Genomic DNA, 13,592 nt, shown 5'->3' with positions numbered 1-13,592 from the left:
TTAGCCTGTAAGCTCAATCATAGATGAAATATTCAATTGCATTGAAAAAATATTCTTTGACAGTTTGGGAATATTCATTCAACTTGATTGAAACGGCGTTCACACGCATCGCAAGAAGCGCCGGACGAGCGCACCCAGCCGAGCCATGGCAGGTGCCAATCAAGGGAGGAATGGATGTCTCGATTGCAGGTTTCCCGCCGCCGTCTGCTGACCGGCGTTGCCGCTGCCGGCGGCGTTGCCGCTTTTGCCGGCCCTTGGCGTTACACCCGGGTCTATGCCCAGGGTGCGGCCAAGCCAATCCGGATCGGCATCACCTCGGATGCCACCGGCCAATACGCCAATTCCGGTGCCAGCGACCGCCGCGGCATGCAGATGGCCATCGCCGAGGCCAATGCGCGCGGCGGCGTGCTCGGCCGCAAGATCGAATTCGTGCATCTCGATACCGAGACCACACCGGCCACCGGCAGCCGCGTCGCCGAGCGCATGATCACGCGCGAGAATTGCGGCTTCCTGATCGGCGCGATCCATTCCGGCGTCGCTAATGCGATCAGCCAGGTGGCGCAGAAATACGGCGTCATCTACCTCAACACCAATTCCAGCGCGCCTTCCGAAGCAGGCGCCAATTGCCACCGCACCAAGTTCGTGTGGGATGCCAACGGCACCAATTTCGCCAAAGCCTCGGTGAAGGCGGCGATCGAGAAATTCGGCAAGAAATGGGTGCTGCTGACAAACGATTATGTCTGGGGCCACAGCACAGCGGCGGCCACCAAGGCACTGCTTAAGGAATATGGCGGCCAGATGGTCGAGGAAATCCTGGTGCCGCAGGGCACGCGCGATTTCTCCTCGCAACTGCTCAAGATCCAGCAGATCAATCCCGGCGTGGTCGCGGCGGCCATCGGCGGCGATGACCAGAAGGCGATGCGCCAGCAGATCGCCCAGCTTGGCATGGGCAACAAGCCGGTCTGGCTGAACAACCAGCAGGATTGGCCGGATGTCTATGGCCTGCCGCTGGACAACCTGTTCGGCATGTTCGGCACCACCTGGTACTACAATCTCGACCTGCCGGGCGTAGCTGAATTCGTCAAGCGCTATCAGGCCATGTTCCCGGATACCGCGATGCGCGTGCCGGGCAACGTGTTCTACAACGGCTACTGGGCGACGCGCGAATTGTTCGCCGCTATCGAGCGCGCCGGCTCCACCAACAACATCAAGGTGATCAAGGCGCTGGAGGGTCACAAGATGTCGGCCCGCGACCGCATGCAGCACCATGATGCCTGGATCGATCCGGTGACGCACCAGGTGCAGCAGACGATCTACCAGGCGACGGCGAATATCGGCACCAAGGACAAGGACGACATGTTCAAGATCATCGCCAGTACCTCGCCGCAGGAGGCGATGGATAGCGATGCGGCAGGGGCCTGCAAGCTGGAATCCTACGAGGCGACGCCGACCTTCGACGCCTGAAGCTGTTCAGCCGGCGGCCGGTCCAGGCCGGCCGCCGCTCATCGCAGAAGCAATCCCCTTCATGACCAGTTTTGTTCCGCATCTCATCAACGGCGTCACGCTTGGCCTGCTCTTCGCGCTGATCGCGCTGGGCTTCACGCTGATTGTCGGCGTGATGGAAGTGATCAATCTCGCCCATGGCTCGCTGTTCACGCTCGGCGCCTACCTGGCCCTGTCCACCATCGGTGCCGGCTGGTTCGCCGGTACGCCGTTTGGGGCCTGGTGGCTGGAGCTGCCGCAGGCGGCGCGCTATTTCTCGGCCCTGGCTTTCGGCCCGGCCCTGGCAGGTATAGCCGGCATGCTGCTGGAACTCTGCCTGCGCCCCACTTATGGCAAGGCGCCGCTGTATGGCCTGCTGCTCACCTTCGGCGCCGCCATCGTGGTGGAAGAGGCGATCCGCCTGATCTGGGGCACGGGTGAGCAGAACCTGCCGGTGCCGCAGATGATCACCGGCGCCTTCCTGATGGGTGGTTTGATCTTCTCCACCTACAAATTCTACGCCGCCGGCTTCGCTATTGCTGCCATCCTCGCCGTCTGGCTGTTCCTCGAACGCACGCCCTATGGCGCCATCATCAAGGCTGGTGCCCATGACAGCGAGATGGTGCGGGCGCTCGGCTATGATCTGTCGCGGTTGCGCCTGTTCGTGTTCGGCTTCGGCGCGATGCTGGCCGGCATTGCCGGCATGGTGATGGCGCCGATCTGGGGCCTGCGGCCGCATCTCGGCATCGATGTGGTGATCCCGGCCTTCCTGATCATTGTCATTGGCGGCGTCGGCAGTTTCTGGGGCGCGGTGATCGCCGCACTGCTGGTCGGCCTCTCGGTCGGCGTTACCGGTGCTTATGCGCCGGCCTGGTCGATGATGTCGATGTATCTGCTGCTGATCGCCATTGTCGGCTTCCGCGCCCGTGGCCTGTTCGGCCGGCGCAGCGCGCTGGAGAATTGAGCCGATGCTGTCGCTTTCCGATATTCCTGCACGCGGCGGCTCGCCGTTCACATTGCCGATGGCTTTGTTCCTGCTCGGCCTGGCCACGGCGCCGTTCTGGCTGGTGCCGCTCGGCCTCTACCAGTATCTCGGCGTCGAGATCGCCATCTGGATCCTGTTCGCCATGGGGTTCAACCTGCTGTTCGGCTATACCGGGCTGCATTCCTTCGGCCATGGCGCCTATCTCGGCATCGGCGCTTATGGCTTCGGCCTTTTCCAGCACCATGTCGCGGTCAGCCTGTGGGGCGGCTTGCTTGCCGCCGTCCTGGCAGCGGCTTTTGCCGGCGCCGTGGTCGGGCTTTTCCTCTCGCATCGCCGCGGGATCTACTACGCATTGCTCACCATCGCCTTCGGTCAGGTCTTCTGGTTCTCGGCGATGAAACTGCACGGCATCACCGGTGGCGAGGATGGTCTGCTCAATATTCCGCGTCCCGATCTGGTGCTGGGGCCCTGGCATGTCGATCTCGACGACAATGTGAATTTCTACTGGTTCGTCGCCGTGATCACCGCGCTCGCCGTGATTATGATGTGGCGCCTGGTGAATGCCCCCTTCGGCCATGTGCTGCAGGCCATCCGCCAGAACGAAACCCGCGCCCGCTTCATCGGCTACGATGTCTGGCGCTGGAAGTGGCTGGTCTTCACACTGTCTGCCGGTTTCGCCGGCCTGGCTGGCGGGCTGTTCTCGATGGCACAGCAGAGTGCCTATCCCGATGTGATGAGCCTGCATCAATCCGGCCTGATCGTGATGATGGTGCTGGTGGGCGGCGGCCTGGTCAATTTCTGGGGGCCGGTGCTTGGCGTCATTCTCTATTACGTGGCGCGCGATGTGCTGGGCGGCATCACCGAAGCCTGGCTGCTGTGGTACGGCCTGATGTTCGTCGTCATGGTGATGACGCGTCCGGAAGGTGTTGCAGGTTTGCTGGATTGCCTGCTGCGCCGCCGCGCCACTGCTGAGGTGGCAGGGCCAGCCGTCATTGCCGCCACCAAGCCGGAGCAGGCGTGATGCCGTTATTCGAAGCGAAGGCGATCCAGAAACGCTTCGGCGCCCGCGTGGTGCTGGAGAATATCACGCTCGGGATCGAAGCCAGTTCGGTGCATGGCATCATGGGCCCGAACGGTGCCGGCAAGACCACCTGCTTTCATGTCCTCACCGGCTTTCATGCGCCCGATGCCGGGCAGATCATCTTCGACGGCATGGATATCACCGGCCTCAAGCCGCATGTCATCGCCCGGCTCGGCGTGTCGCGCTCGTTCCAGATCATGAACCTGTTCGACGACACCGTGGTGATCGAGAATGTGATGCTGGCCTTGCCGGCCTTCCGCGCCATCAGCGCCAGCCCGTTGCGCGAAAGCTTTGGCGACCGCCGCCTGATCGATGCGGCCATGGCCGTGCTGGATCAGGTTGGCCTTGCCGGCCGCGCCTGGGACAAGGCCAAGGCGATGAGTTATGGCGACCGCCGGGCGCTGGAAATCGCCGTCGCTTTGGCCGCCGAGCCGCGTGTTCTGTTTCTGGATGAGCCGACGGCTGGGCTTGGCGCCGAGGCGACGCGAACACTGGCGGCGCTGATCCGCAAGCTACGCCAGCGCTACACCATCTGCCTGATCGAGCATGACATGCGCTTCCTGTTCGATCTCGCCGACCGTATCTCCGTGGTGCATTGGGGCCAGGTGATCGCAGAAGGCCCGCCGGCCGAATTGCGGGCCAACAAATGGGTGGCGCGCTCTGCGCTCGGCGAGGTGGCGTGATGCTCGAACTCAATGGCATCGAGACCTTCTACGGCGAAACCCAGGCTTTGTTTGGCGTCTCGCTAGGCATCGGGCGCGGCGAAGTGGTGGCCTTGCTGGGGCCGAATGGCGCTGGCAAGACCACGACGTTGCGCTCAATCCTCGGCCTGTCGCCGCCGCGCCGGGGCCATATCCGTTTCGACGAGCAGGACATCACCGCGCTGCCGACCCATCGCATTGCGCGCATGGGCATTTCCTGGGTGCCGGATGATCGCCGCGTGTTTCCGACCCTGACGGCGGCGCGCAACCTGCGGCTTGGCACCCGGCGCACGCGCTTCCGGGCCTGGTGCGAGGATGAGATGTTCGGAATTTTTTCAGCCCTTGAGCATCTGATGCGTCGTGAATGCGAGAACATGTCGGGCGGCGAGTTGCAGATGGTGGCGATTTCCCGTGCCTTGCTCGGCTCGCCCGGCCTGGTGCTGTTCGACGAGCCGAGCCAGGGCCTGGCGCCGAATATCGTGCAGGGCGTGATGCGTACCATCCGTCGCCTGAAGCAGGAAGGCATCTCGGTGCTGATCGTCGAGCAGAATGCGCTGGCGGCCCTGGATGTCGCTGATCGCGTCTATGTCATGGACCGTGGCCATATCGAGCATGAAGGGCCGGCGCGCGAACTGCTCGATAATCCGGCCCTGCGCTGCCGCCTGATCGGAGTCTGAGCCATGCCGGCGATGCTGCACGTCCAGGGATTGGAAAAGGTCTACTGCAAAAGCCGGTTCGACCGCACGCCAACTTTCCGCCTCACCGCCGATTTCACCATCGATAAGTCTTCGGTGGTCGGCATGATGGGGCCGAACGGCTCGGGCAAGACCACGTTGTTCGAACTCATCACCGGGTCCAACAGCCCCACCGCCGGCGAGGTGCAGGTAATGGGCCGCAATATCCACCGTGTGCGCACCGACCAGCGTGACCGCCTGGCGATCCACTATCACCAATCCTACCAGGTGCGGCATTTCCGTTCGCTGATGCCGAATGTCCTGCTCGAGAAGGCGGAGTTCGATTATCCCATGGTGCATCTGTTCGATGAGCCGCAATTCAACACCCAGGACGGCTATATCGGCTTCATGCTGGATTTCTTCCGCCGCCTGCGCAGCGAGGGCCGGCTGGTATTTCTCTGCGTCCACCCCAACGAACCATTCCATCTCGAAATTCTGAGGGAAATCTGCGAGAGCTACATTTTCGTGCAGAAGGGCAGTGTCACGCCGCTGGCCGATTACCAGGCGCTGCTGGCGCATCCCCCGGCCCATGCCTATCTAGGCAGCCTGCTGACGGAGCGTGCGGCATGAGGATTTTTCAGCCTGCCGCTTATGCCGTGCCGGTTTCGCCCGACAGCATACGCGCGGATCATCCCGGGTTCAGTTTCGCCACCTATACCGATCCGCCCGGCCAGGTCTGGGACGACTTTCGCCACGACGATGTGGATGAATTCGTCGTTGTTGCCGCAGGCCGCGTCGAGATCGAGGTCGGGCAGGTGCGTCAGCTTTGTGGCCCCGGCGATCTGGTGCGGATACCGGCGGGTGCGCGCCACAGCCTGCGCACCACCAGGGATGCCGGCAGTGTCTGGCATTACGGCTATGGCCGCTTCGGAGCCGTGCCATGAATCACCAGAGCACGAGCCTGACACCTGAGATTGAGCTCGAACGCATCGACCGGCTGTTCGATATCCGTGGTCAGCGCGTGTTCCTGCCCGGTGGTTATGGCGCCATCGGCGAAGCTATCGCGACGGCGATGGCGCGGCTGGGGGCCGTGGTCTGCATCGCCGGGCCGAGCGGCGCCAAGGCCGAGGCGTTGGCCGCGCGCATCAATGCAGCGGGCGGACGGGCTCATGCCCTGGATCTTGATGCCCGCGACAGCCAGGCGATTGCCGATACCACCGCAGAGTCCATCGCCCTGATGGGCGGCATTGATGTACTGGTCAATTGTGTTGGCATCCAGCGCGAGCAGGCCCTGCTGGAGGTGACGCCGGATACGTTCGATGAGATGTATGCCACCAATATGCGCTCGGCGATGTTTCTCGGCCAGGCGGTGGCGCGCGACCAGATCGCGCGTGGCCAGGGCGGGCGGCAAATTCATCTGCTCTCGGTGCGCTCGCAGCTTGCCTTGCGCGGGCGCGGCTATTCGGCCTATTGCGCCACCAAGGGCGCCTTGGTGATGCTGGTGAAGCAGCATGCCATGGAACTGGCGCCGCATAACATCACCGTCAATGGCGTGGCGCCCACCTTCATCCAGTCGGATCGCATCCGGCCGCATCTCGAACGTCCGGCCTTCCGCAATTTCATCCTGGATCGCAACCCGCTTGGCCGCATCGGCGATCCGCTGGAAGTGGTGGGGCAGGTGATCACCTTCGCCGCCGCCGCCGGCAGCTACATGACCGGCCAGGTCGTCTATATCGATGGCGGCGTCACCGCCTCGCAATAATCCCTCCCAACCTCCCGGAGTCTGACATGAGCGTGACCGAACCTTATGCGTTGATCGGTGGCACTTTTCGCGACAAGGCCAGTGGCGGCAGCATCGCCGTGTTCGATCCCTGCACCGAGGAGGAATTGTGGCGCCAGCCGGCCTGTACCGCCGTCGAAGTGGCCGAGGCTTTGCACCATGCCCGCCTCGCGCTGCCGCAATGGGCGGCGGTGCATGGCTGGGAACGTGGCCGCATCCTGCGCCGCATCGCACGTGAGATGGAGGTGCGGCGCCCGCTTATCGCCAGCGCCCTGTCGCAGGAAATCGGCCGGCCGATATCGCAGTCGGAGGGCGAGGTGAATGCCGCCATCGAGCAGCTCGACTGGTTCGCCGGCGAGGCCGAGCGGCTGTTTGGTGAAACCATCCGCTCGCGCCAGGGCGGTCGGCTGATCGCCGCACCGGAACCTGTCGGCATCGTTGCCGCTTTCTCGGCATGGAATTTCCCGGTCAACCTGCCGGTGCGCAAGATCGCGCCGGCTTTGGCTGCTGGCTGCCCGATCATTGTGCGGCCTTCGGAGCAGGTGCCAATGACCACCACATTGATCGCGGATGCCTGCGTCGCTGCTGGTGTGCCGGCGGGCGTGGTTCAGGTGCTGACTGGCCGGGCCTCCGATATCGTGCCGCATCTGATGGCGGCTGAAGAAGTGCGCAAGATTTCGCTCACCGGCTCCACCCAGGTCGGCAAGCTGCTGCTGGCCCAGGCAGCGGAAACCGTGAAGCGCTGCTCCATGGAACTGGGCGGCCATTCGCCGGTAGTGGTCTGCGCCGATGCAGACGTGGAAGCCGCCGCCGCGCAATGTGCCGCCTTCAAGTTCCGCAATGCCGGGCAGGTCTGCATCGCGCCGAACCGTTTCTATGTCGAGGCCAGCGTGGCGGATCGCTTCCTTGATCGCATGGTGGCGGAGGCGAAGGCACTGCGGCTTGGCGACAGCCGCGATCCGGCTTCCACCATGGGGCCGCTCACCCTGGCTTCGGGGCGCGAGAAAGTGGAAGCGCTGATCGGCGATGCGCTGGAGCGCGGCGCCAACCTGCGCAGCGGCGGCCGCCGGCCAGAGGGCCGCAATAAGGGCTTCTTCCTCGAACCGGCGGTGCTGGCCGATGTGCCCGATGATGCCCGCATCATGGCCGAGGAGCCGTTCGGCCCGGTGGCGGCGGTGGCGAGTTTCAACGACCTCGATGATGCCATCGCGCGCGCCAACAGCACACGCTTCGGTCTCGCCGCCTATGCTTTCACCGGCGATGCTGGCAAGGCGGAGAAGCTTTCCGCCGGCCTGCGCGCGGGCATGGTCGGGATCAACACCTTCCTGGTTGCTCATGCGGAGGCGCCATTTGGCGGCATCGACCATTCCGGCATGGGCCGCGAAGGCGGCCGCCAGGCGATCCAGGATTACCAGAATATCAAGCTGACAAACCTGAGCTGGCCGGCGGCATGAGTCTGCGCAATCCGCTGCGCCGCATCTGGGAGGCGGGTGGCGCAGCGCTGAATGGCTGGATCGCGTTGCCTTCACCGCTGGCGGCGGAGGCGATGGCGCGGGCCGGCTGGGACAGCCTGACCATCGATCTGCAGCACGGTACCGCTGACTACGCCGATCTGCTGGCGTTGTTGCCGGTGATCGAGAAGGCCGGCATTGCGCCGCTGGTGCGCGTGCCCTGGCTGGACCAGGCGGCGATCATGCGGGCATTGGATGCCGGGGCGCTCGGCATCATCGCGCCGATGATCCAGACCGCTGCCGATGCCCGGCGGCTGGTCGATGCCTGCCTCTATCCGCCACGGGGCGCGCGCAGCTTCGGGCCGATCCGCGCCCGGCTGGCCCATGGCGGCGACTATACGGTGGCGTCAGCCAATACCGAGATTCTTGCCTTCGCGATGATCGAAACGCGGACGGCGGTGGCCAATCTAGACGCCATTCTGCAGGTGCCCGGCCTTGGCGGCATCTATATCGGCCCGGCCGACCTTGCATTGTCGCACGGTTTCACGCCCGGCTTTGATCGTACCGAAACCGAGATGCTCGAATTGCTGGAGCATATCCGGGCGCGCTGCGCCGCTGCTGGCCTGCCCTGCGGCCTGCATTGCGGCCAGCCGGCTTATGCAGCGCGGATGGCCGCGCGCGGCTTCGCCCTGCTCACCGTCGGCTCCGATGCCCGCTTCATCGAGGTCGGCGCCAATGCGGCGGTCGCGGAATTCAGGGCGGGCTAGAGCCAGGTGGAAGCTGCGCTGCTTTGAAATCATAAGTAAGAAATTACTTACAAACTTGCTAATTCCCTGTCAGCATCTATTCTAGGGTCGGCTCATGCGCGAGCCCTGGTGTAGATGACGAGAAGAGGAATTGGCCTATGCCCAGTACCGCCGAGCAGCGCCTGACGGAACTCGGTCTTTCATTGCCGGTGATTCCAGAGCCGACAGCCAATTATGTTCCCTTTCGTGTCGACGAAGGATTGGTCTTTCTGGCGGGCCAGACCAATGATGTGCAGCATAAGCCGCACAAGACCGGCAAGGTGCCGACGGATCATTCCCCGGAAGTGGGGCAGGAAGCCGCCAGAATCTGTGCCTTGAATTTGCTTGCGGCCCTGAAGCTGGCCTGTGGCGGTGATCTTGATCGCGTGAAAAGCTGCCTGTCGGTGCGAGGCTTCGTGAATGCGGCTCCGGATTTCGACCGCGTGCCCTTCGTCATTAACGGCGCTTCCGATCTGTTCGTTGCCGTTTTCGGCGAAGCCGGCAGGCATGCACGTACTGCCGTGGGTGTAGCGACGCTGCCGCGCCAGGCATTGGTGGAGGTCGATGCCGTTTTCCGGATTCGCATGCCATGAATGACAGGGTTTCCCTGGCGCCGCTCGCGGTGACGCATGGCCTGCGGCAGCGGCGGACCACGGCGGAAGAATGCATTCTGTCCGCGCTCCGTCGTATCGAGGAATCGGATGCCAATGTGAAAGCCTGGGTTTCGGTCAATGCGTCTGGCGCACTTGCCGAGGCGCGGCGACAGGATACTGTTGATGGGGCACCGAGCCCGCTTCAGGGTATTTCCATCGGTGTGAAGGACGTGATCGACATTGCCGGTGAGGTGACCCGTGGCGGCAGTGCCACTCGGGCAGCGATCGGGCCGGCAACAGAGGATGCCTGGATCATCAAGCGGCTGCGGGAATGTGGCGCGATCATTCTCGGCAAGACCACAACAACCGAATATGCCACCATGGATCCCTGCGCCACGCGCAATCCGTGGCAGTTGCAGCATACGCCTGGCGGCTCGAGCAGTGGCTCGGCAGCGGCCGTGGCCGCCGGCATGGTGTCAGCTTCGCTGGGTACCCAAACCGCCGGCTCCCTCTGCCGGCCCGCTGCCTATTGCGGCATTGCTGCGTTCAAGCCGAGCTATGGCCTGCTGCGCACGGATGGATTGCTGCCGCTGGCGCCAAGCTTCGACACGCTGGGCGTCATGGCGCCGAAGATCGCGGATTGCGCCCTGTTGCTCGAAGCCTTGGCGGACTGGCCCGAGAGCACCCTGCCGGAGAGTGCCAGGATTGGCATGCCTAGCCACGATTTCTTCCCCGATGCCGATCATGAGGCGCTGGATCATCTCGAGCAGACAGCGGCCATGGTCGTGCAGGCAGGCTACAGCCTCGAACGGATCGATACTCCCTTTGCTGGCGATGCCCCGCTGCAGGATCATCGCTTGGTCATGGCCTTCGAGGCATATCGGGCCCATGCGGCGGTCTATCAGGCGGACAGGGCTTTGCTCGGCCAGCATATCCGTGCATTGCTCGATTATGGCTCCGGCATCGGTGAGGAAGCCGCGGCAACAGCGTTGGAGCGCATCGCCGCCTGGCGTTCGGCAACCTGGTCTGGCCTGCGGCATTTCGATGCCATATTGACCCTGCCGGTACCGGCTTCGGCGCCGAGCCTCACCAGCACGGGCCCGGCGCATTACCAGATTCCCTGGACCATGCTGCGCGGGCCGCTGGCGGTTTTGCCGGGGCGGCTGGATCGGCATGGCCTGCCGCTTGCCTGCATGCTGGCGGCGGCGCCGGGCCAGGATCGGGCATTGCTCGGCCTTGGCAAGAAACTCGGCCCACTACTGGCAAGCATTGCTGTTCGAGATTCGATACTATAATCAGAACAGTAACCCTTGAGACCATGAATGGCCGCCAGAAGCATTTCCAGCCATCCCGCGCCCGGCGCGCGAGCTCGTGTCGCCGCGAAGCGGGATAGTGCGCGCACCCGCCAGCAGATCCTCACGGCGGCGATAGAGGAATTTTCCAGGCATGGCTTCAGCGGCGCGCGGGTGGAAACCATCGTCACGCGGGCCAAGTGCAACATGCGGATGATCTATCACCATTTCAAGGACAAGGAAGGCCTCTATATCGCGGCGCTGGAAGCTGTCTATGAGGAGATCCGCACGGCCGAGCAGCAGCTCGACCTGGAGCATCTGGAGCCGGTGGCGGCGATGAAGAAGCTGGTCGAATTCACCGTCGATCATTTTGCTGCGCATCCGGGCTTTGTTCGCCTCACCAGCACGGAAAACCTGCACAAGGGCAAGTATATCAAGGCCTCCAGCCGGATTCCGGCCATGTCATCGCCGTTGATCGATACCTTGCGCATGGTGCTGAAGCGCGGCGAAACCAGCGGCCTGTTCCGGCGCGGCACCGATCCGCTCAAGCTCTATATCACTATCGTTGCCCTGAGCTGCCATCACCTGAATAACGGCTACACGCTCTCTGCGACATTCCAGACCGATATCCGGTCGGAAGCCTGGCAGCATGACTGGAAGGGTCATGTTGTCAGGGTTGTACTGTCTTTTCTGCAGGCGAAGTAGCGTTCAGGCCGATATGGTTTATTGCCGCAGCGCGTCCGCGTGCCACGCGATATGCTCGCCAATGAAGCTCTGGATGAAGTAATAGCTGTGATCGTAATGCTGCTGCAGCCGCAGGGTCACCGGGATACCGGCCTTGGCGCAGGCCGATGCAAAAAGCTGCGGCTTTAACTGGCTTTCCAGGAATTCATCCGCCGTGCCCTGATCGATCAGGATGGGATTAGTCCATGCCGTCGTGGCTGCCAATGCCGTGGCATCATAAGGCTGCCACTGGTCCGTGGCAGTTCCGAGATAGCCGGTGAAGGCCTTCTGGCCCCACGGCACCTGGCTCGGCGCAACGATTGGTGAGAAAGCGGAAACAGAGCGGTAGAGGGCCGGATTGCGCAGCGCGCAGACCAGCGCGCCATGCCCGCCCATGGAGTGACCCGTGATGCCGATGCGGGAGCCATCAACCGGGAAGTGGCCAGCGATGAGATCGGGCAACTCCATCGTGACGTAGGAATACATCCGGTAGTGCTTCGACCACGGCGCCTGGGTGGCGTCGACATAGAAGCCGGCGCCCGAGCCGAAATCGTATGACTCGTTCTCGCCCGGTATATTCACGCCGCGCGGCGATGTATCCGGCGCCACCAGGATCAGGCCATGCTCGGCGGCATAGCGTTGCGCCCCGGCCTTGGTCACCATGTTTTCCCAGGTGCAGGTCAGGCCGGAGAGATAATACAGCACCGGCAGCGGCGCACCGGCGGCGGCCTGGGGCGGCAGATAGACCGCCACTTCCATGTCGCAGTCGAGGGCTGTCGAGCGATGCTTCCAGACCTGCTGCTGGCCGCCGAAGCAGGTCCAGTTCTTCAATCGCTGCATCAGAATGTCACCACAGAGCGGATCGACTCGCCCTTGTGCATCAGGTCGAAAGCATCATTGATCTTGTCGAGCGGCATCACATGGGTGATGAGGTCGTCGATGTTGATCTTGCCATCCATGTACCAGTCGACGATCTGCGGCACATCGGAGCGGCCACGGGCGCCGCCGAAGGCGGAGCCTTTCCACACACGGCCGGTGACGAGCTGGAACGGGCGGGTGGAAATCTCCGCGCCCGAAGGCGCAACGCCGATAATGATGCTTTCGCCCCAGCCCTTGTGGCAGCATTCCAGCGCCTGGCGCATGGTCTTGGTGTTGCCGATGCATTCAAAGCTGTAATCGGCACCGCCCTTGGTCAGTTCGACCAGATGCGGCACCAGTTCCTCGTCCTTCATGTCTTTCGGGTTGACGAAATGGGTCATGCCGAACTTCTCGGCCATGGCCTTGCGCGCCGGATTGATATCCACGCCGATGATGCGGTCGGCGCCAACCATGCGGGCACCTTGAATGACATTCAGCCCGATGCCGCCGAGGCCGAAGACCACCACGTTGGCACCGGCCTGTACCTTGGCGGTGTAGACCACCGCGCCGATACCGGTGGTGACGCCGCAGCCGATATAGCAGACCTTCTCGAATGGCGCGTCGGGGCGGATCTTGGCAACGGCAATCTCGGGCAGCACCGTGAAATTGGCGAAAGTGGAGGTGCCCATATAGTGCCACACGGTCTGGCCGCGGCACTTGAAGCGACTGGTGCCATCGGGCATCTGGCCGGCGCCCTGGGTGATGCGGATGGACTGGCAGAGATTGGTCTTGCGGCTCAGGCAGTAATCGCACTGGCGGCATTCTGGCGTGTAGAGCGGGATGACGTGATCGCCCTTTTTCACGCTGGTCACACCGGGGCCGATATCCACCACCACGCCCGCGCCTTCATGGCCCAGGATGCAGGGAAACTTGCCCTCGGAATCGAGGCCGGACAGGGTATAGGCATCGGTGTGACAGACGCCGGTCGCCTTGATCTCGATCAGCACTTCGCCCGCCTTGGGGCCTTCGAGTTTCACGGTCTCGATGCTGAGCGGCTTCTTGGCCTCGAAGGCTACGGCGGCACGAACGTCCATGTTTGTATCTCCAGAAATACAGGTGGGAAGTAGCCTCGGAATTTGTGTCCGGTATGTAATGGTAAACGCACGTTGATATCAAGATTCCGGGCA

The 13,592-nt window shown here is 63.1% G+C and carries 15 protein-coding genes; 13 read left to right on the top strand and 2 right to left on the bottom strand.

The window, feature by feature from the left end:
• Positions 1–174: 174 nt before the first annotated feature.
• From V6B08_RS00655 to V6B08_RS00595, 13 genes are all read left to right on the top strand, one after another.
• The gene (locus V6B08_RS00655) at positions 175–1,464 is read left to right on the top strand and encodes an ABC transporter substrate-binding protein (RefSeq protein ID WP_341977052.1); all 1,290 of its coding nucleotides are present in this window, start codon (positions 175–177) and stop codon (positions 1,462–1,464) included.
• Between the two features lie 61 nt (positions 1,465–1,525).
• Positions 1,526–2,446 (top strand): branched-chain amino acid ABC transporter permease, encoded by a 921-nt coding sequence (locus V6B08_RS00650; RefSeq protein WP_341977050.1) that lies wholly within the window; start codon positions 1,526–1,528, stop codon positions 2,444–2,446.
• A gap of 4 nt (positions 2,447–2,450) precedes the next feature.
• Positions 2,451–3,488, top strand: coding sequence for a branched-chain amino acid ABC transporter permease (locus tag V6B08_RS00645; protein WP_341977048.1), 1,038 nt, complete (start codon positions 2,451–2,453; stop codon positions 3,486–3,488).
• The gene (locus V6B08_RS00640; protein WP_341977046.1) at positions 3,488–4,231 is read left to right on the top strand and encodes an ABC transporter ATP-binding protein; all 744 of its coding nucleotides are present in this window, start codon (positions 3,488–3,490) and stop codon (positions 4,229–4,231) included. The genes V6B08_RS00645 and V6B08_RS00640 overlap by 1 nt, the downstream gene beginning before the upstream one ends.
• The gene (locus V6B08_RS00635; protein ID WP_341977044.1) at positions 4,231–4,926 is read left to right on the top strand and encodes an ABC transporter ATP-binding protein; all 696 of its coding nucleotides are present in this window, start codon (positions 4,231–4,233) and stop codon (positions 4,924–4,926) included. Before V6B08_RS00640 ends, V6B08_RS00635 begins: the two co-directional genes overlap by 1 nt.
• 3 nt (positions 4,927–4,929) lie before the next feature.
• Complete coding sequence (locus tag V6B08_RS00630; protein WP_341977042.1) at positions 4,930–5,553, top strand: ATP-binding cassette domain-containing protein; 624 nt, start codon at positions 4,930–4,932, stop codon at positions 5,551–5,553.
• Positions 5,550–5,867 carry a cupin domain-containing protein gene (locus V6B08_RS00625; RefSeq protein WP_341977040.1) on the top strand — a complete coding sequence of 106 codons (318 nt, stop codon included), beginning with the start codon at positions 5,550–5,552 and terminating at the stop codon, positions 5,865–5,867. The genes V6B08_RS00630 and V6B08_RS00625 overlap by 4 nt, the downstream gene beginning before the upstream one ends.
• A complete protein-coding gene (locus V6B08_RS00620) occupies positions 5,864–6,685 on the top strand; it encodes an SDR family NAD(P)-dependent oxidoreductase (protein ID WP_341977038.1) in 822 nt (273 codons plus the stop codon). Before V6B08_RS00625 ends, V6B08_RS00620 begins: the two co-directional genes overlap by 4 nt.
• 26 nt (positions 6,686–6,711) lie before the next feature.
• Entirely contained in the window at positions 6,712–8,157 is a 1,446-nt protein-coding gene (locus V6B08_RS00615) for an NAD-dependent succinate-semialdehyde dehydrogenase (protein ID WP_341977035.1), read from the top strand.
• Positions 8,154–8,921 carry an HpcH/HpaI aldolase family protein gene (locus tag V6B08_RS00610; RefSeq protein ID WP_341977033.1) on the top strand — a complete coding sequence of 256 codons (768 nt, stop codon included), beginning with the start codon at positions 8,154–8,156 and terminating at the stop codon, positions 8,919–8,921. The genes V6B08_RS00615 and V6B08_RS00610 overlap by 4 nt, the downstream gene beginning before the upstream one ends.
• Positions 8,922–9,058: 137 nt before the next feature.
• Entirely contained in the window at positions 9,059–9,532 is a 474-nt protein-coding gene (locus V6B08_RS00605) for a RidA family protein (protein ID WP_341977031.1), read from the top strand.
• The gene (locus V6B08_RS00600) at positions 9,529–10,827 is read left to right on the top strand and encodes an amidase (RefSeq protein ID WP_341977029.1); all 1,299 of its coding nucleotides are present in this window, start codon (positions 9,529–9,531) and stop codon (positions 10,825–10,827) included. Before V6B08_RS00605 ends, V6B08_RS00600 begins: the two co-directional genes overlap by 4 nt.
• A 27-nt stretch (positions 10,828–10,854) precedes the next feature.
• Entirely contained in the window at positions 10,855–11,529 is a 675-nt protein-coding gene (locus V6B08_RS00595) for a TetR/AcrR family transcriptional regulator (RefSeq protein WP_341977027.1), read from the top strand.
• A gap of 18 nt (positions 11,530–11,547) precedes the next feature.
• Here the strand turns inward: V6B08_RS00595 and fghA are convergent, their stop codons facing one another.
• On the bottom strand, positions 11,548–12,387 hold the full coding sequence (fghA, locus tag V6B08_RS00590) for an S-formylglutathione hydrolase (protein ID WP_341977025.1): 840 nt from the start codon (positions 12,385–12,387) through the stop codon (positions 11,548–11,550).
• Positions 12,387–13,499: an S-(hydroxymethyl)glutathione dehydrogenase/class III alcohol dehydrogenase gene (locus V6B08_RS00585; protein ID WP_341977023.1), complete on the bottom strand. Its 1,113-nt coding sequence runs from the start codon at positions 13,497–13,499 to the stop codon at positions 12,387–12,389. Before V6B08_RS00585 ends, fghA begins: the two co-directional genes overlap by 1 nt.
• Positions 13,500–13,592 lie beyond the last annotated feature (93 nt).

It is taken from the genome of Ferrovibrio sp. MS7 (genome assembly GCF_038404985.1).
Lineage (GTDB): Bacteria > Pseudomonadota > Alphaproteobacteria > Ferrovibrionales > Ferrovibrionaceae > Ferrovibrio > Ferrovibrio plantarum.
The sequence above is the reverse complement of the archived record's forward strand: the minus strand, read 5'-3'. Positions and strand labels throughout refer to the sequence as shown.